At 73.4% G+C, this 17977-nt stretch carries 13 protein-coding genes and 1 pseudogene; 12 read left to right on the plus strand and 2 right to left on the minus strand.

The window, feature by feature from the left end:
- The 4 genes from EFK10_RS46940 to EFK10_RS03340 all read left to right on the plus strand — a co-directional run.
- Nucleotides 1–255: hypothetical protein (locus tag EFK10_RS46940; protein ID WP_164835802.1), on the plus strand; the 255-nt coding region annotated here is incomplete at its 5' end.
- Nucleotides 252–677 (plus strand): roadblock/LC7 domain-containing protein, encoded by a 426-nt coding sequence (locus EFK10_RS03330; RefSeq protein ID WP_127354276.1) that lies wholly within the window; start codon nucleotides 252–254, stop codon nucleotides 675–677. The genes EFK10_RS46940 and EFK10_RS03330, both read left to right, overlap by 4 nt.
- A gap of 15 nt (nucleotides 678–692) precedes the next feature.
- On the plus strand, nucleotides 693–1091 hold the full coding sequence (locus EFK10_RS03335; RefSeq protein WP_127354277.1) for a DUF742 domain-containing protein: 399 nt from the start codon (nucleotides 693–695) through the stop codon (nucleotides 1089–1091).
- A gap of 49 nt (nucleotides 1092–1140) precedes the next feature.
- Nucleotides 1141–1704 (plus strand): GTP-binding protein, encoded by a 564-nt coding sequence (locus EFK10_RS03340; protein WP_127354278.1) that lies wholly within the window; start codon nucleotides 1141–1143, stop codon nucleotides 1702–1704.
- A 7-nt stretch (nucleotides 1705–1711) separates the two neighbouring features.
- Here the strand turns inward: EFK10_RS03340 and EFK10_RS03345 are convergent, their stop codons facing one another.
- Together EFK10_RS03345 and EFK10_RS03350 are read right to left on the minus strand one after the other, a co-directional pair.
- Complete coding sequence (locus EFK10_RS03345) at nucleotides 1712–2140, minus strand: PPOX class F420-dependent oxidoreductase (RefSeq protein ID WP_127354279.1); 429 nt, start codon at nucleotides 2138–2140, stop codon at nucleotides 1712–1714.
- Between the two features lie 37 nt (nucleotides 2141–2177).
- The gene (locus EFK10_RS03350) at nucleotides 2178–3197 is read right to left on the minus strand and encodes an alpha/beta fold hydrolase (protein WP_127354280.1); all 1020 of its coding nucleotides are present in this window, start codon (nucleotides 3195–3197) and stop codon (nucleotides 2178–2180) included.
- A 223-nt stretch (nucleotides 3198–3420) separates the two neighbouring features.
- Here EFK10_RS03350 and EFK10_RS03355 point away from each other — a divergent pair, with 223 nt between their 5' ends.
- From EFK10_RS03355 to EFK10_RS03395, 8 genes and pseudogenes are all read left to right on the plus strand, one after another.
- Nucleotides 3421–5685 (plus strand): sensor histidine kinase, encoded by a 2265-nt coding sequence (locus tag EFK10_RS03355; protein ID WP_127354281.1) that lies wholly within the window; start codon nucleotides 3421–3423, stop codon nucleotides 5683–5685.
- Nucleotides 5682–6092 (plus strand): roadblock/LC7 domain-containing protein, encoded by a 411-nt coding sequence (locus tag EFK10_RS03360; RefSeq protein ID WP_127354282.1) that lies wholly within the window; start codon nucleotides 5682–5684, stop codon nucleotides 6090–6092. The genes EFK10_RS03355 and EFK10_RS03360 overlap by 4 nt, the downstream gene beginning before the upstream one ends.
- A 6-nt stretch (nucleotides 6093–6098) precedes the next feature.
- The gene (locus EFK10_RS03365) at nucleotides 6099–6485 is read left to right on the plus strand and encodes a DUF742 domain-containing protein (protein WP_127354283.1); all 387 of its coding nucleotides are present in this window, start codon (nucleotides 6099–6101) and stop codon (nucleotides 6483–6485) included.
- Between the two features lie 289 nt (nucleotides 6486–6774).
- A complete protein-coding gene (locus EFK10_RS03375) occupies nucleotides 6775–8772 on the plus strand; it encodes a hypothetical protein (RefSeq protein WP_127354285.1) in 1998 nt (665 codons plus the stop codon).
- Between the two features lie 54 nt (nucleotides 8773–8826).
- Nucleotides 8827–13449 carry a DEAD/DEAH box helicase gene (locus EFK10_RS03380; protein ID WP_127354286.1) on the plus strand — a complete coding sequence of 1541 codons (4623 nt, stop codon included), beginning with the start codon at nucleotides 8827–8829 and terminating at the stop codon, nucleotides 13447–13449.
- Between the two features lie 330 nt (nucleotides 13450–13779).
- A complete protein-coding gene (locus tag EFK10_RS03385) occupies nucleotides 13780–15309 on the plus strand; it encodes a TIGR02677 family protein (protein WP_240676961.1) in 1530 nt (509 codons plus the stop codon).
- Nucleotides 15306–16745, plus strand: coding sequence for a TIGR02678 family protein (locus EFK10_RS03390; protein WP_127354288.1), 1440 nt, complete (start codon nucleotides 15306–15308; stop codon nucleotides 16743–16745). The genes EFK10_RS03385 and EFK10_RS03390 overlap by 4 nt, the downstream gene beginning before the upstream one ends.
- Nucleotides 16742–17977, plus strand: a pseudogene (locus tag EFK10_RS03395) (TIGR02680 family protein); the annotation flags it as partial. The gene EFK10_RS03390 and the pseudogene EFK10_RS03395, both read left to right, overlap by 4 nt.

Below are 17977 nucleotides of genomic sequence, written 5' to 3' on the forward strand. Positions count from 1 at the left end.
CCCCCGCCCCCCGACCGGCGCGAGCCGCAGGACGCCGGGCGGCCGGGTGAGCCCGGGCGCTCCCCCGACGAGGCCCGGGCCACCATGGCCGCCTACCGCAGCGGATGGCTCAGGGGCGGAGGCCCCGAGGCCCGTGACGTACGGCCCGAGCGGCGGGCGCTGCGGGTCGCCGGCCGGCGGGAACAGACGCCCGCCACCGCCCAGGACCGCAAGGACTCGCCGGACACTCCGTCGAGTGAAGGAGACCAGGGATGATCGACACATCGCACCGGGCCGGCGAACTCGACTGGCTGCTCGACGAACTCACCGAGCGGGTCGCGAACGTCCGCCACGCCGTCGTGCTCTCCAACGACGGCCTGGCGGTCGGGGCCTCGTGCGGCCTGAGCCGCGAGGACGCCGAGCACCTGGCGGCCGTCGCCTCCGGCTTCCACAGTCTCGCCAAGGGCGCCGGACGCCACTTCGACGCCGGTCCAGTCCGCCAGACCATGGTCGAACTCGACCGCGGCTTCCTCTTCGTGGCCGCCGCCGGCGAGGGATCCTGCCTCGCCGTCTTCACCACCGCGGCCGCCGACGTCGGCCTCATCGCGTACGAGATGGCCCGGCTGGTGAAGCGGGTCGGCGAGCATCTGCACACGCCGCCGCGCGACAGGGCCGCCGACAGCCCGGTCGGCGGCTGACGGGACCGCGCTGACATGACAGACCCGGCGATGGGCGAGCGCGGCGACCGCCACTGGTTCGACGACGAGGCAGGTCCGCTGGTGCGCCCGTACGCGATGACCGGCGGCCGCACCCGCCCCGGCTCGGAGGGCGCCCGGCTCGACCTGATCGCTCAGGTCGTCGCCGAACGCGGCGCCGTGGACGACCCGTCGCTGGCCCCCGAGCACAGCGCCATCCTCGCCCTGTGCCGCCGGGAACCCCTGTCGGTCGCCGAGCTCGCCGCTGACTCCGACCTGCCCGTGGGCGTCGTACGCGTCCTCCTGGGCGACCTGCTGGCGCTGGGCAGCGTACGGGTGCATGTCCCCGTACCGCCCGCACAGCTCCCCGACGAGCACATCCTGCGAGAGGTGATCGATGGACTCCGCGCGCTCTGACCGACCGGGCCGAGAGGGGCAGGACCCGCCACTGCCCGACGAGCCGGTCATGGCACTGAAGATCCTGATCGCCGGGGGCTTCGGGGTCGGCAAGACCACCCTGGTCGGCGCGGTCAGCGAGATCCGGCCGCTGCGCACCGAGGAGCGGCTCAGCGAGGCCGGCCGGACCGTGGACGACATCGACGGCGTCGAGCGCAAGACCACGACCACGGTCGCCATGGACTTCGGGCGGATCACCATCCGCGCGGGCCTCTCGCTCTACCTCTTCGGCACCCCCGGCCAGGACCGCTTCTGGTTCCTGTGGGACGAGCTGTCCAACGGCGCGCTCGGCGCCGTCGTGCTCGCCGACACGCGCCGCCTGGACGACTGCTTCCCCGCCGTCGACTTCTTCGAGCACCGGGGCATCCCCTTCGCCGTCGCCGTCAACTGCTTCCCCGGCGCGCGCTCCTACCGCCCCGAGGACGTGGCACGCGCCCTGGACCTGGAAGCCGGCACCCCGGTCGTGCTGTGCGACGCGCGCAGCCGCGAGTCCGGGAAGGAGGTGCTGATCGCGCTGGTCGAACACGCCGGGCGGATGCACGCCGCGCGCATGCTGGACTCGGTCGGCCGATGACGGCGCGTCAGTCCGACACCCCGGTCTCGCTGACCACCTTGCCGATCCGCAGCCGCACCAGCAGTTCGCCGGGCACGCCATTGCGCTCCCCGAACTGGTCCGCCCGGTCCTGGCCCACGTAGCGGCCGGCGATCCTGCCCGCCCACTCCCGCAGCGGGCCCGGCTCCTCGGAGATCTCCGCGCGCCCGGAGACGATGACGTACGCGAAGGGCGGCCGGTCGTCGTCCACACACAGAGCGGCCCGGCCGTCGCGCAGGAGATTGCGGCCCTTGACCGACCGGGCGGCCGTGTTGAAGACCAGGTCGTCGCCGTCCAGCAGGAACCAGATCGGCGCCACATGCGGGCTGCCGTCCTCCCGTACGGTCGACAGCTTGCCGGTGCGGGTGCCCTCGCTGACGAAGGCCCGCCACTGCTCGTCGCTCATCCTCTGTCCCATACGGCCATCGTGCCAGCGCCCCACCCGGACGCGCCGCTCACGACCCGCTGGACGGGTGTGGCGGTTCGGCCTCCGCGTACAGCGCCTCGTCCGCGCGGCCCCGGCGCAGCAGCCGCCGCCAGCGCACAGGGTCGTACTCCTGGGGCGAGGTGGAGTCCAGGAAGTCCTCCAGTACGGACACGAACCGGTCAGGCGCGTCATGGTGCGGGAAGTGCCCCGCGTCCCCGAAGACCTCCAGGCGGCTGCCCGGCATCGCCGCGTGCGCGATCCCCGCGTGCTCGACCGGGATCACCCCGTCGTGCTCACCCCAGACGATGAGCGTGGGCAGACCGGCCGTCAGATAGCTGCGGTCCATCATCGTGATCGCCTGGCCCCGCAGATCGACCCCGGCGCGCAGCGTCCGCAGGAACGCCTGGCGCGCGGTGTCGGTGGACAGCGCGAGATAGCGCTCCAGCACGTAGTCGAAGTCGTGCCGTCCGAGCCCGAGCCCCCCGGTGAGGCGCAACAGCGGCGCGACGGCCCTCAGCGCCTTGCGCACCGGAGCCGAGGTCGCCAGCGGCAGCGCGAGCTCGGCGCCTGGCCCCGCCGCGAGCCGCAGCAGCGGATGGACCTCGGGGCCGATCCCGCCGCCGCCCACGATCACCAGCCGCTCGCAGCGCTCGGGGAACTGGTACGCGAACTGCATGGCCACCCCTGCGCCCAGCGAATGGCCGACCACCGACACCCGTTCGATGTCCAGGACGCCGAGCAGGTCGCGCATCCCGCAGGCGTAGGCCGCCACCGCGTAGTCGGCACGGGGCTGCTCGCTGTCACCGTGGCCGAGCAGATCCGGCGCGATGACGGTGCGGTGGCGGGCGAGGCGCGGCAGAATGTGCGACCAGGTCGCGGAGGAGTCGCCCAGCCCGTGCACCAGGAGCAGCGGCGGCCCGCTGCCCGCCATCCGGAAGGCCCTGCGGTAGCCGTGGATGTCCCGGTGCAGGACCGGCACCTCCGGCGTCACATCCCGGGCGCCGGGGACGGGGCCGTACGCCCACTTGACCACGAGACCCCGTTCCATGCGTCGAGCATGCGACACCGGCGTTACCTCGGGAATGCGTCCCCGTTAGCGGGGCGTGAACGGCGCGGAGGCGGGCCGTACAGGCGAAGCACAGACTTGCGAATTGTCACACCGGGTGCCACGGTGTGCTGTCTCATAGGACATACTGTGCCTCCTCCGTATCGAACCAGTGGTCGAAGCGGAGGCGTTTGCCCCCACGCACGTCACCGAGGACCCACTGCCCATGCGTTTGCGTCCCCGCACCATCCGCACCCAGCTCGTCGCACTGCTTCTTGTGCCGCTGTTCTCCCTGGCGGGCCTGTGGACCTACAGCACGTACTCCTCCGTGCGCGACGCACTGGCGCTGCTCAGGGTCGCCGAGACCTACCGCTACTACGGAGTCCCCACCGACAACCTCGACCTCGCCCTGCAGGACGAGCGCCGCGCCGCCGTCGTCTACACCGCATCGCACGGCAGCACCGGCGGCAGCGACCTCGCGCGGCTCGAGAAGAGGACCGACGCCGCCCTCGCCGTCCTGCGCGGCCACGCGACCGCCCAGGAACGCGGCACCGCGCTCTCCGGTGACCAGAAGGAACAGCTCACCCAAACCCTGCAGGTGGCCACTGACGGGCTGGGCGCCCTGCGCCAGGAGGCCCGTGACCCCGAGGCCAGTTGGTCCCACGTCCTGGAGACGTACTCGTCCGTCATCGAGCCCGGCTTCCCGCTGCGCGAGTCGCTCGGCGCCCTCCAGACCGGACAGCTGGCCCGGCAGGCGATCGTGGCCGTCCAGGTGATCCGGGCCCGAGAACTCATCTCCCAGGAAGACGCGATCATGGCCGCTGCCCGCGTCGCGGGCATGACCGGCTCGGCGTTCAGTGACTTCACCAGCCTGATCAGCGCTCGACGGCTGCTGGAGGACGCGTACGGAGCCGACCTGCCGCCCGCCGCCGAGGAGCGCCTGGTGGCCTTCGAGAACGGCAAGCTGGGCGGCGCGCTCAGATCCGCGGAACTGCTGTCCACCAGCTCCGCCCCCCGGGACGCCCCGCTTGCCCTCCAGGAGTCGCTGTGGCGGCAGAGCGTCAACGACGCGCTCGACGAACTCGACGCCATCGACGTCACAGCGGCCGACGAGATCGGCTCGGAGGCCCGCGAGACCGGCTACGACGTGCTGCTGCGCACCGGCGCGGTCAGCCTGGCCGGCCTGGTGCTCGTCATCCTGTCGATGGTGGTGTCGCTGCGCCTCGGCCGCCGCCTGGTGCGCCGGCTCAGGACCCTGCGCGACGAGGCGATGGAGCTGTCCGGTAACCGCCTGCCCGAGGTCATGCGCAGGCTCCGGGCCGGGGAAATCGTCGACCACGAGGCCGTGTTGAAGGCCGCGCCCGCCCTGCACCTCGGCGACGACGAGATCGGTCAGGTCGGCCGGGCCTTCACCGCCTCCCAACGCGCGGCGGTTCACGCCGCCGTCGAGCAGGAGAAGCTGCGGCGCGGCGTCTCCGCCGTCTTCATCAACCTGGCCCGCCGCAGCCAGGTGCTGCTGCACCGCCAGCTCACCCTCCTCGACGCCATGCAGCGCCGCACCCAGGACCCCACCGAGCTCGAGGACCTGTTCCGGCTCGACCACATGACCACCCGCATGCGCCGGCACGCCGAGGGCCTGCTCATCCTCTCCGGCAACTCACCCGGCCGCGCCTGGCGGCGCCCGGTCCGGCTCGCCGAGGTCGTGCGCGCGGCGGTCGGCGAGGTCGAGGACTACCCCCGGGTGGCGGTCCGGCGGATGCCGCGGATCTCCGTCACGGGCGCGGCGGTCGGCGACGTCGTGCACCTGGTGGCCGAACTCATCGAGAACGCCGCCGCCTTCTCGCCACCGGAGACCAAGGTCGTCGTGCGGGGCGAGGTCGTCGCCGGCGGCTTCGTCATCGAGATCGAGGACCGCGGCCTCGGCATGGGCCCGGAGCGGCTGGCCGAGGTCAACGACGAACTCGGCGAGGCGGCGGCGGGCGTGGAGCTGCCCGAAACCGACCGGCTCGGTCTGTTCACCGTCGGAAGGCTGGCCTCCCGCCAGGGGATCCGCGTCACCCTTCGGCGGGGGGACTACGGTGGTACGGCAGCCGTCGTCCTGATCCCGACCGCGATCCTGGTCGAGGCCGAGGACGACGAGCCCGAGACCGGCGAACTCACGCTGCGACCCCGCCCTGTGCCGGAGTCGATGGCGCGGGCCGAGTTGCCGGCCCCGACTCGGGGGGCGGTGGCCGTCGCGACGAGGGCGCCGACGCAGCCGAGGGAAGAGCGCACCGGCATGGGACTGCCGAAGCGGGTACGACAGGCCAATCTCGTACCTCAGCTCAGAGAAGACGCGCAGCACGAGAGCGCGCCGGACACACCGCCGACGGGCGCCGACCGGGAACGATCTCCGGATGAGGCCCGTTCCACCATGGCGGCGTTCGCTCGCGGGCTGGCCCGCGGCCGTACCGCCGACGCACCGCGAAAGAACGGGGAGAACGGGGGATGACGGTGAGCACCGGACTCGCATGGCTGATGGACGAACTGACGGAGCGAGTGCCGCATGTACGGCACGCACTCGTGCTGTCGAACGACGGACTGGTGACGGGAGCGAGCAGCAGCCTGGACCGCCCGACCGCCGAGCACCTGGCCGCCGTCTCGTCCGGCTTCCACAGCCTCGCCAAGGGCGCCGGACGGCACTTCGACGCCGGTGGCGTACGCCAGACGATGGTCGAGTTCGACGACGGCTTCCTCTTCGTCACCGCGGCCGGGGACGGCAGCTGTCTGTCGGTGCTCAGCGGGGTGCAGGCCGACGTCGGCCAGATCGCCTACGAGATGACCCTCATGGTCCATCGCGTCGGCGAGCACCTGGGTGTGGCCCCGCGGCAGCACGACGCGGATGACCCGGGGGAGTGACGTGGCATGAGCCCGCCGGATGACGAGGGCGCGCTCTGGTATGACGACGAGGCCGGTCCGCTGGTTCGCGCGTACACCATCACGGGGGGCCGGACCCGGCCCGCGACCGGCCAGGACATCGACCTCATCGCGGTGATCGTCGCTGACCCGGACGCCGAGCCGGACGATGCCCTCGACGATCAGCACCTGGCGCTGATGGACCTGTGCCGCCGGGCCCCGATCTCCGTCGCCGAGCTGGCCTCGGAGGCGGACCTGGCGATCGGCGTGGTGCGCGTGCTCCTCGGCGACCTGCTGCAGGACGGCCGGCTGCGCGTGATACGGCCCGTGCCGCCGGCCGACCTGCCGGACGTCGGCCTATTGCGGGATGTGATCAACGGGCTGCGGGCGCTGTGACGCCGATGTGGCCGAGGCGCGATGCGCGTCGTTCCGATCTCGCTGGTGTGCGCGCACGGGCGCCCTCGCCAAGGGCTCGGTCTTTATCGTCCCGCGAGGCACCGAGCACAAGCCGTACGCCCCGTCCAGCGCCGCGCTCCTCATGTTCGAGCCCACCGGGACTCTCGGCGGCGGGTGCGGCTGTTGTGGCCGGTGACTCATCGCCCGCGAGGCCAGGACCCGAGCGCCGGACGTATCCTCGGCACTTCGACGAGCCGCGGCGAGCGGCAGGGCACGGGGAGGGACGTGGATGGGGGCGGGCAGCCGGGCGACCCTGGACGCGGAGGCGCTGCTCGACCTGGTGGAGCGCGGCTGGTCGCTGCGGCTGCGCGGCCGCAGTCTGGCAGCCGAGGCCGAGCCGGAGCAGGATGTCGTTGAGGCCGTCGCCAGAGCGCTCGGACAGCTGCACGCGGGCGCGGCCCGCGCCGACGTCGCCCGGCGGTGGCCCGCCTGCGTCGTCCTGGCACTGGTGGGGACCTTCGCCCGGGACCATGAGCAGGGCTCGCCCTGGAGATGCTGGTGGCGGGCCTGCGGACGGCGGCGCCCCACCCCGCGGGACGCGGCGCAGTGGGGGCGGGCGACGCGGGAGGCCCTCGCCGCGCTCGGGCTGGCGACCTTCCCCGAACTCGATCCCGGTGAGGCGCTGCTGCTGCATACCGGCGTGCCGGACGCGCATTTGGACGAACTGTGGCGGCTACTCGCCGACGGTCCTGACGTCGCGTCGCAGGCGGCTCCCGGCACCCCGCCCGCGTTGCTGCTCCACAACGGCGGAGCTGCGGCGCGCCCTCTGCTGGACCAGTGCCGCGAGCTGCTGCGTGCCCTGGACGCCGGACACGAGCCTCCGGAGGGGGGACCCCCCGAGCGCTTCACCGTCCGTGCCGTGGAGCTGTCCGCCCGGGGGGCTCTCGCTGCCGGGACCGCCGACGCGGGACCGGAGCCCGACACGTTCTTGGAGCCCTTCGGCCGGGGACTGCTGCTCCAGGTCCCCGGCTGCTGGGCCGACGCGGAGGTCATGGCGGACGACCGGCGGCTCACCATCTCTCCACCAGTCGGCCCAGCACCGGTCGGCCCAGCACCGGCTGGTCCGGAAGCGGAGGGCGGCCACTACGCCGTCCCCAACCCCACGGCCGCGCTGTCGGTCAGCTCCGCCGGACGGCGGTGGACGCTGCCCCCGGCCTGGTCCCGGCGGCTTCCCCTGGCCTTCGACGAGGACGGCCGTCCGCTGCCCGAGGCCGCGCCCCTGCCACCCGACCCGGTGTGGCTGCTGCACCCCGATGACTCCGTGCCCACCGCCGACGTGCCGCTGCGCACCCTCGCGTACAGCCGGATGCCGCTCGGCTGGGCAGGCTGGCAGCTCGTGCAGGTCTCCCTGGAGGACGTGTCCTGGCTGTGGTCCCCGGAGGACGGCGCGACCCGGCGCCTCGTCAAGGGCCGTGCCCGGCCCCGCCTGGTCACCGGCGATCCGGTAGCCGGCCTGCACACCGAGGGCGGCAGGCCCGTCTACGGGCATCCGCCGGCGCTGTGGCTGCCCGCCGGGACAGCGGACTGGCAGGTGGAGATCCGGCGGCCCGGCGAACCGGCCCTGGTCCGGCACACCCTCGCACCGGGGGACACCGCGGCACTGTGGCAGGGCCTGCCCCGGCCGCTGCTCGGGGAGTACACCGTCCGGGTACGTGGCGCGGCCGGGCGCGGCCTGCAGCGCACCGTCGCGCTCGCCGAAGGACTCGAGGCGCCGAGCCACCCGGCCGTACGGCTGCTGCACGAACGCGGCCTGGAACCCGCCGAGGTGCTGCTGCGCCCCGTGGCGGGTATGACCGCCGCCCCGTCGGCGCTCGCCTACGACCCGGCGACGGCCTCCCGCGGCGTGGACCTCGTCGTCCGTGAGGTGAGCTGGCGACTCACCGTGACCCCGCCGCGGATGCGCGCCGCCGTCGATGGACTGCCGGAAGGAGGTGAGGGCCCGCTGTGCCTGGACCCGGACCGGCTGGCCGCCGCCGAGCCGCTGCGGATCGACCTGCCCGGCGCGCGCCGCGCTCCCGTCCTGGAACTGCTCGCCGACGGACGCACCGTACAGACCCTGGAGCCCTACCGGGACGGCAGTTACAACCTGCGCCGCCTGCTGGATACCGCCGCCGCACACCCCGGGGCCACTCTCGCGTTCACCTATGAAGGCCGCCGCGCCCTCGTCGCCCGGCTGGACACCACGCACGCCCCGGCCGCCGACCCCTGGCTGCCCGCCGGGCCGTAAGCTGCCGAGGAACCGTCACCCGTACAGCCGCACCAGCTCCGGAGCGTCATCCCCGTGGACCCTCTTGCGACCAGCGACCTGATCACCGGCACCTACCGGCGCTATCTGCGCTCGCTGCTCCCGGTCCGCGACCCTGCGATCGCCGCCGCACTGGCCGCCGAGATCCAGGCGAGCCCGCTGCTGACGAAGGGTCCGCTGCTGGAGGCCACGCCGCCCTACCGTACCGGCGCAACCCTGCGCGAGCTGATCGCCGAGGGCGTGCTCGACCCCGGCTTCACCCGGCTCGGCAGTGCCGCCCTGCCCCTGGACCGGCCGCTGTACCTGCACCAGGAGCGCGCCCTGCGCAAGACGCGGGACGGGCGCAACCTGGTCGTCGCCACCGGAACCGGCTCCGGCAAGACGGAGAGCTTTCTGCTGCCCGTGCTGTCCGCGCTCGCCGCCGAGCACAGCCAGGGCGGCCTCGGGCCCGGTGTGCGCGCGCTGCTGCTCTACCCCATGAACGCCCTGGCCAATGACCAGCTGCGGCGGCTGCGCCGGCTGCTCGCCGCCACCCCGGAATTCACCTTCGGCCGCTACACCGGCGAGACCCCCGAGCAGGCCCGGCAGGGCGCGGCCCTGTTCGAGGAGCTCAATCCGGGCGAGCCGCGCCTGTCCAACGAGCTGCTCAGCCGCGAGGAGATGCGGGAGAGTCCACCGCACCTGCTGCTGACCAACTACGCGATGCTGGAGTATCTGCTGCTGCGCCCCGCCGACCTGGACCTGTTCGAGGGCCGGTACGGCGGCACCTGGCGCTTCGTCGTCCTGGACGAGGCTCATGTGTACGACGGCGCGAAGGCCGAGGAGGTGGGGATGCTGCTGCGGCGGTTGCGCCACCGGGTCGCCCCCGGACGTCCGTTGCAGGCCATCGCGACCAGCGCCACCGTCGGCGACCGCCCCGAGGCGGTGGCCGAGTTCGCGACGAAGCTCTTCGACGCCTCCTTCGAGTGGGAGCCCGGCGACCCCGGGCGGCAGGACCTGGTCACCGCCGAGCGGGTGCCGATGCCCGAAGGGTCCTACTGGGGGCCGCTGGACGCCGCCGCCTACCGGGCGCTCGCCGCGAGCGCCGACCCGGCGGCGGAGCTGTTGCGGCTGCACCCCGAAGCCGGCCCGGACGCTTATACCGCGCTCGCCCACGAGCGCGGTATGGCGGAGTTGCGGGCAGCTCTCGCCGCCGCACCTCGCCCCTTCGGCGAGCTCGCCGCGGCCGGCCTGGGCGCCGACGGGCTGGCGGCGCTGGTGGAACTCGGCGGCCGGATCAAGGACATGTCGGGCACGCCGGTGCTGTCGGCCCGCTACCACCTCTTCGCCCGCGCCACCGAGGGCGCGTTCACCTGCCTCACCCCCGAGGGGCCGCATGTGAGCCTCGGACGCCATGAGCGCTGCGTACGCTGCACCGGGACCGTGTTCGAATTCGGCTCCTGTCAGCGCTGCGGTGCGGTGCACCTGGTCGGGACGGTCGAGGGCGGGCCCGGCGGAGACGTGTTCAACCCCCGGGTCACCAACGCGGACCGGCGCACCTGGCTGCTTCTGGAGGACGGCGAGGCCGAACGTGCCGAGTTCGCCGACGAGGACGACGAGATCCTCGACGAGGGCCCGCGGACCCAGGCCGGGTCGAAGCCCGCACTCCTGTGCGCCCGCTGCGGCACCATCACTGATGGCACGTCAGGAACCTGTGGCTGCCCCGACCCTGCCCTGCGTCCGGTGCGGCGCCTGCACACCAGCGCCGGCTCGCCGACCGGCTGTCTGGCCTGTGGGGCCCGCGGCACCGGTGTGATCCGTCAGTTCGAGAGCGGCAACGAGGCCGCCGCGGCCGTCCTCACCACCACCTTCTACCAGGCTTTGCCGCCCTCGCCCGGCCACGAGGACCGCCCCGGCGGCGGACGCAAGCTGCTCGCCTTCAGCGACAGCCGGCAAGCCGCCGCGTTCTTCGCCCCCTACCTGGAGGCCAGCCACGCCCGGGTACAGCAGCGCCGCCTCATCCTGGACGGTCTGCGCCGGGCCACCGCCCGCGACCCGTACGCCACCGTGGACGACCTGATCGAGGAGGTCGCCGCGGCCGCCGGCCGGGCCGGAGTCTTCGCGCGCCGTGACTCGCGGCAGCGCCGCCGCCGTGAGGCCGCCCGCTGGGTGCTGCGCGAACTGGTCGCCCTCGACGAGCGCCACTCCCTTGAGGGCCTCGGCCTGCTGCGGGTCGAGCTTGACCGGGAGCCGGGCTGGCGGCCTCCGCAGCCGCTGCTCGACCTGGGGCTGAGCGCGGCCGAGTGCTGGACCCTGCTCGGCGAACTGCTGCGCACCCTGCGGCTGCAGGGCGCGCTGACCATGCCGGAGGAGGTCGATCCCCGCGATGAGATCTTCGACCCCCGGCGCGGTCCCGTGCAGGTGCGCAGGGACGGCGCCGAAGCCAAGCTGAAAGTCCTCAGCTGGCTGCCCACCAAGGGCGTCAACCGCCGCCTGGACTACCTGCGCCGCCTGCTGGCCGCCGTGGCCCCGCAGGCCGACCCGCGCGACGTCCTGGACGGCTGCTGGCGCTGGCTGGCCGCGCTGCCCGACGGCTGGCTGCGCTCCGCCGCGCTGCCCGGTCTCGGCCAGGTCCACCAACTGGACCACACCTGGCTGCAGCTGTCCCAGGGCGGCCCGCTGCACCGCTGCACCCTGTGCCGCCGCACCGCCGGGTACGCGCTGCGCGGGATCTGCCCGACCCTCGGCTGCGCGGGCGAGCTGCGCCCGGCCGAGCCGGAGGAGGACGAGCACTACCGCACCGTCTACCTCACCACCGAGCCGGTGCCGCTGGTCGCCCGGGAGCACACCGCGCAGTGGACCGGCCTGGAGGCCGCCGAGATCCAGCAGCGCTTCCTCGCCGGGGACATCAATGTGCTGTCCTGCTCGACCACTTTCGAACTCGGCGTGGACGTCGGCGAACTGCAGGGCGTGATGCTGCGGAACATGCCGCCGAGCACCGCCAACTACATTCAGCGGGCCGGCCGCGCCGGACGCCGTTCCGACTCCGCGGCCCTGGTCCTCACCTACGCCCAGCGCCGCTCCCACGACCTGTCGAGGTTCCAGGCCCCCGAGCTGATGGTCGCCGGACAGCTGCGGGCCCCGTATGTGCCGCTGGGCAACGCCAGGATCGACCGCAGGCACGCTCACTCCGTCGCCCTGGCGGAGTTCTTCCGGCACGCCAAGGAGAACTGGGGCGAGACCTGGAAGACCGCCGGGGCGTTCTTCCTCGGCGAGCGCAAGGGCCAGGACGGGCCGCAAGCGCCCTGTTCCCGGGTGCGGGCCTTCCTCACTCCGGTGCCCGCCGGGGTCCGCGAAGCCCTGGACGCGGTGCTTCCCCCGGCGGTCCACAAGGAGCTGGGCGTGGACAGCGGCGCCTGGGTGGACGAGCTGTGTGACCACTTGGAGCAGGTGCGCGCCGAACTCGCCCAGGACGTCGCCGTCTTCGAGGAGCGCCGCAGCGCCGCCTTCCAGCAGCGCCGCAGCGACCTCGCCGCCCGGTTCGAACGCAGCGTCAACACCGTGACCCGGCGTTCCCTGATCGGGTTCCTGGCGAACCGCAACGTGCTGCCCAAGTACGGCTTCCCGGTGGACACCGTGGAGCTGCGCACCGCGCACTGCGACAGCCAGGTCGGGGCGCGTCTGGAGCTCAGCCGCGATCTCGCGGTCGCCATCCACGAGTACGCGCCCGGCTCGGAGCTGGTCGCCGGGGGAGTGCTGTGGCGCTCCGGCGGCGTCTACCGGTTGCCGGGTCGCGAGCTGATCAGCCGCTGCTACACCGTCTGCCGGGACTGCCGCCACTACCGTGAGGGCGGCCCGGACCTGGAACCCGCCTGCCCCGCCTGCGGACGGCCCGCCGATGGTCCGGTGCGCGAGTACCTGGTCCCCGAGTTCGGTTTCGTCGCCGAACACCGCACCGGCAAGCCCGCAGGATCACCGCCGCCGCGCAGCTGGTACGGCGACACCCATGTGGTCACCCTCGGCGAGGAGCTCGCCGAAACCCGTTGGCGGTCCGCCACCGGCGCGCTCATCTGGTGCCGGGCCGGCTCACGCGGACGGCTGGTCTCGCTGTCGGAAGGACCCAACGGCAGCGGCTACCTGATCTGTGAGTGGTGCGGCTGGGGCGCCGCCAACCAGCGCCGCACACCCAAGAGCCACACCGCCCCGCTGCGCGGCAAGCCATGCACCGGCCCATTGCGCTGGCGCTCCCTCGCGCACGGCTACGAGACCGACATCCTGCAGTTGCGCTTCGACGTCCCGGGACTGGACACAGCGGACCGACGGCTGTCCCTGCTCTACGCGCTGCTGGAAGGCGCCACCACCGGCCTGGAGATCAGCCGGGACGACATCGACGGCGTCCCGCACTCTGGCGCGGACGGGAATGGCGGCCTGGTGGTCTTTGACACCGTCCCCGGCGGCGCGGGCAGCGCGCTGCGCGTGGGCCAGCACCTGGACCTGGTCGTACGCGCCGCCCGGACCCGCCTCGCCGCCTGCGACTGCGGCCCGGAGACCTCCTGCTACGGCTGCCTGCGCAACCGCCGCAACGAGCACCACCACGAGCGCCTCGCCCGGGGAGCCGCCCTGGACTCGCTGAGCGCCCTCGCCGCGTTGGCACCCGATGGGACCGGGCAGGGCAATTGAGACTCCCGCAAGTCGACGACCGTACGCAGGCTGAGCTCCCGCAGCCGTGCGGTGCCCTACTACTGCAACCGCACGGGGCCGCGACGTGGACGCTTCAGCCCCGGAAGGCGTCGTGTGACGTGAGCCCACCTCGGTGTTGTGCAGGCAAGAGCCCACGGCCAGGACGGTGCTCATGCGTGGAATGTCCTTTGCGGCGGCATTGTACCATCCGGTCGCGCTCATGTGGATACGCACGAGGTGAACTCGCGGGCCCGTTCGTAGCGGGTCCCGGCTTTTGACACAATGGTCAGCCGTACCGGAACCGAGTTGAACAGCAGCTGGGGGAGAGCAGTGACCGACAGGCCGTCCGTGGCAGTGGACCAGTCAGAGGAGCCGTCCGCCGACGCCTTCGGCATCGACGCCTTCACCCTGGACGACCGGCTGCGGCTGTTCCACTTCGCAGCCGCCGAGAAGCGCCACGACTACCTATGGCTGCTTCGGGCCTTCGACCGGGGCCGCGTCAACTACCAGGTGCTGCTGCACGCCTCCGACGCCCGCGACATGCTCACCCAACTCGCCGCCGAGCACCCCGCCGCCCGCGCCGTCGGCGAGGTGCAGCCGCTGCTGGACGCGCTCGCCGACTGGAAGCTGCTGGACCGCAGCTACGACGGCACCCGCGCCGCCAACCTCGCCGAATACCGCAACCGGCACTACGTCTACCAGTTCACCCAGGCCGGCTACCGCGCCTTCCGTGCCGTCGAGGACGTGCTCGGCGCGACCTTGGAGGACGCCCAGCTGTCCCGGCTGGTCTTTCCCGACATCCTCGCCGACCTGCGTGCCCTGGCCCGCGCCAACACCGACGGCGACGCCGAGGAGGTCTACCGCAAGCTGTCCCGCCTCGACGGCGTCCTCACCGACATGGCCCAGCGCTCGGCCCGCTTCTACCTGATGCTCGGCGACCTCGCCCGCACCAACGACGCCCGCCCCGAGGTGTTCCTCGCCCACAAGGACGCGCTGCTCTCCCACATGCGAGAGTTCACCGCTGAACTCGCCCGCTACGCTCCGCTGCTGGCCGACGCGGTGCAGGACGTCGCCGACACCGGCGTGGACCGCCTCGTCGAGCGCGCCGCCTCCGCCGACGAGCGGCTGTTCCGCTCCGGGCCGGAGCGGCTGGAGGACTGGCGGCAGCGCTGGTCCGGCCTGGTGCACTGGTTCGCCGAGGGCGAGCACAGCGAGAGCGAGCGCCTGCAGACCGCCACCGTCACCGCCATCTCGGGCGTCCTCGCGCTGCTGCGCCGGGTCACCGAGGCACGCAAGGGCGGCGTCAGCCGGGAAAGCCAACTGCGGCACCTCGCCCAGTGGTTCACCTCCTGCCCCAGCGACGCCGACGCCCACGCGCTGTTCCGCGTCGCTTTCGACCTGGGCTCACCCCGGCACATCGCCGTCCCGTACGAGGACCCGGAGCTGATCCCCAGCCGGCTCTCGTGGTGGGAGGCCGAACCGGTGGTGCTCGCCCGCACCCTGGTCCAGTCCGGACGTGCCCCCGCGCTGCACGGCCCCGGCCGGATCGAACGCAATGACGCGCAGCGCCAGCACCTGCGGGCCCAGCAGCTCAAGGCGCAGGCGCAGGCCCGCAGCGCGGCCGCCTCGCTTGCCGGAGACGGCGTGTACGGGAGAGTCCTCGACGAGCCCGAGACCCAGGCCCTGCTCGGCCTGCTCGACCTTGCCCTGTCCGCCCGCGTCCCGGTCACCCGGGGTGTCGCCGCCGCCGGAGCCCACGGCGTACGCCTGACCCTGCAACCCGCCGCCGGGTCCACGACTGTGCACACCGTGCGGGGCCGGTTCCACCTGGGCGGCCTGCGTCTGGAGGTCACCGCATGAGGGTCGCCGAGGCCGTCGGCCCGCTGGAACTCGCCGACTACCAGAAGGCCGTCCGGCTGGTCCTGCGCCACCCCCTGGTCACCACGGTGTGGCCGGACGCGGGGGCTCTGCCGCTGGTCCGGCGCTGGGCCGAGCAGTTGCGCGCCGACCTGCCCGAGGCGCTCGGCTATCGGCTGGTCACCACCGCCGACACCGCCCGGCTGCTACGGGTCCAAGACGAACTGGACGCCACCCAGCCCGCGTTGACCCGGGGCGAGAGGCCGTTTGACCGCCGCCGCTATGCCTACCTGGTGCTCACCCTGGCCGCGCTCAGCCGCTCCGGCGCCCAGGTCGCGCTGAGCGAGCTCGCGGACGCGGTCGCCGCCGACGCCACCCGCGTCGACGGGCTCGGCATGGACACCGAGCGCAAGCCCGACCGGGACGCCTTCGTGGACGCGGTCGCCTGGCTGGAGGCGCGGGGCGCGCTGCGCACCGCCGATGGCTCCGCAGCCGCCTGGGTCAACGACCCCGATCGCGCCGAGGCGCTGTACGACATCGACCGCGAGGTCACCGGCGCGCTCTACCGGCCCCGCAGGGTGCTGCAGCACCTCGGCTCCGTTGCCGACCTGCTCGACCAGGACACCCCCGCCGGCTTCGCCCAGGGACGCGAGACCCAGCGCCGCACCGCCGCCCGCCGGGCCCGCCGCCTGGTCCTGGAACAGCCCGCTGTCTACTACGGCGACGTGGACGAGGCGCTGCGCGGGCAGCTGCGCTCACCCGCCCTCGCCGAAGACCTGGAACGCCTCACCGGCCTCGCCCTGGAACGCCGCGCCGAAGGCGTCGCCCTGATCGACACCTCCGGGCGGCTTTCCGACGTCCGTTTCCCGGCCGGAGGCACCGTCGCCCAGGCCGCGCTGCTGCTCGCCGCCAGGATCGCCGAGCAGGCCGCCAAGCCGCGCACCGAGCGGCTGCCCGCGGCCACCGCCGTCGAACGGCGGGCCGCGACCGCCTCCCGGATCGACAGCGCCCTGCCTGAGCGTGGGCTGTTCGCCGAGCCGGCCGAGCCCGCGTCGGCTCCCGTACCGGAAACGGAGGATACGGAAGGTGACGAGGCTTCGGGCCCGGCGGACGAAGCGGCGTACCCGTTCGTCACCGACGCCTGGCTGCGCGGCGCGATGAAACGCCTCGTCGCGACGTACGGCCAGGGCATGTCCGGGGAGCTGCGCGACGACCCCGACCGGCTGACCGCCCGCGCGATCACTCTGCTCGCCTCGCTGCGGCTGGTCGCCCCCGTCGATGGCGGGGTGCTCGCACTGCCGCTGCTCGGCCGTTACCGGGGCGTCACCGCGCAGGTCAAAACCCGCCCCAAGGCGACAGCCGCAGCCCCGGCCGCCGAGCCGATACTGTTCGACACCGCGCCCGCCGCCGCGACCCGATCCGAGGACCTGACCCCGTGACCCGCTACGTCCCCACCCGCGCCGGCATCGTCAACCTGTGGGACTACCGCGACGAGGAGTTCTCCTTTGCAGGCGGCTGGCTGATTCTGCGCGGCCCCAACGGCTCCGGCAAGACCAAGGCCCTGGAAGTCCTGTTTCCCTTCGTCCTCGACGGCCGGATCGACCCCAAGCGGCTCAATCCCTTCGCCGCCGAGGACCGCACCATGAAGTCCAATCTGCTCTTCCGGGGGCAGGACAGCGCCCTCGGTTACGTCTGGCTGGAACTGCGGCACCGCGACACCGGGCACGCCGTCACCGTCGGCATCGGCCTGCACGCCCAGCGCCACCGCGACCAGCCCGCCCGCTGGCACTTCGTCACCGACGGCCGGGTCGGCGAGGACTTCTCCCTGCTGACCGACGACGACCGGCCGATGACGAAGAAGCAGCTCACCGCCGAGATCGGCGAGGAGTGCCTGCACGCGTCCGCCGCCGACTACCGCGCCGCCATCGACCAGCGCCTGTTCGGCCTCGGCCGGGAACGCTACGAGCAACTGCTCACCCTGATCCTGACGCTGCGCCGGCCACAGCTCGCCAAGAACCTCGACCCGGCGAAGCTCTCCGACACCCTCACCGGAGGGCTGCGTCCCGTCGACGACGATCTGGTCGCCGAGGCCGCCCGGTCCTTCGACGACATGGAGGCTGTACAGCGCACCCTTGAAGGCCTGGCCGCCGCCGACGAGGCCACCGGCGCCTTCCTCGCCAGCTACACCACCTACCTGCGGGTACACGCCCGCTGGGCCTCCGACGCGCTCACCCGCCGACGTACAGGCACCCAAGCCCGCCGCGCCGCTGTCACCGAGACAGCCGCGGGGCTCGCCGCCGCCGAAGAGCGCCAGGCTGCCGCCGCGACCCGGCTGGAGACCGCCGACAACGCCCTTGCCGCGCTGCGGGCCCGCCTGGACCAGCTCAAGTCCAGTGCCGCCTACCAGGCCCTGGAGCAGCTCGCCGACCTGGAACGGCTGGTCCGCACCTGCGAGCAGAACACCCGGTCCGCCGCCGAGGAGCACGCCCGCCGCGCCGCCGCCACCAGCCGCGCCCGAGCCGACCTGGAGCGCGCCGAGGCACTGCTCGCCGAACTCGCCGCCGCCGTCTCCCGCACCGCCGCCGAGCTCGCCGACCATGCCACCGCGGCAGGGGTCCCCTGGCAGGCCGCCGACGCCGAACCCGGCGACCTCGCCGAGCGCGCGGGCGCA

Origin of the sequence: Streptomyces soli (assembly GCF_003999195.1) — a bacterium.
Lineage (GTDB): Bacteria > Actinomycetota > Actinomycetes > Streptomycetales > Streptomycetaceae > Actinacidiphila > Actinacidiphila soli.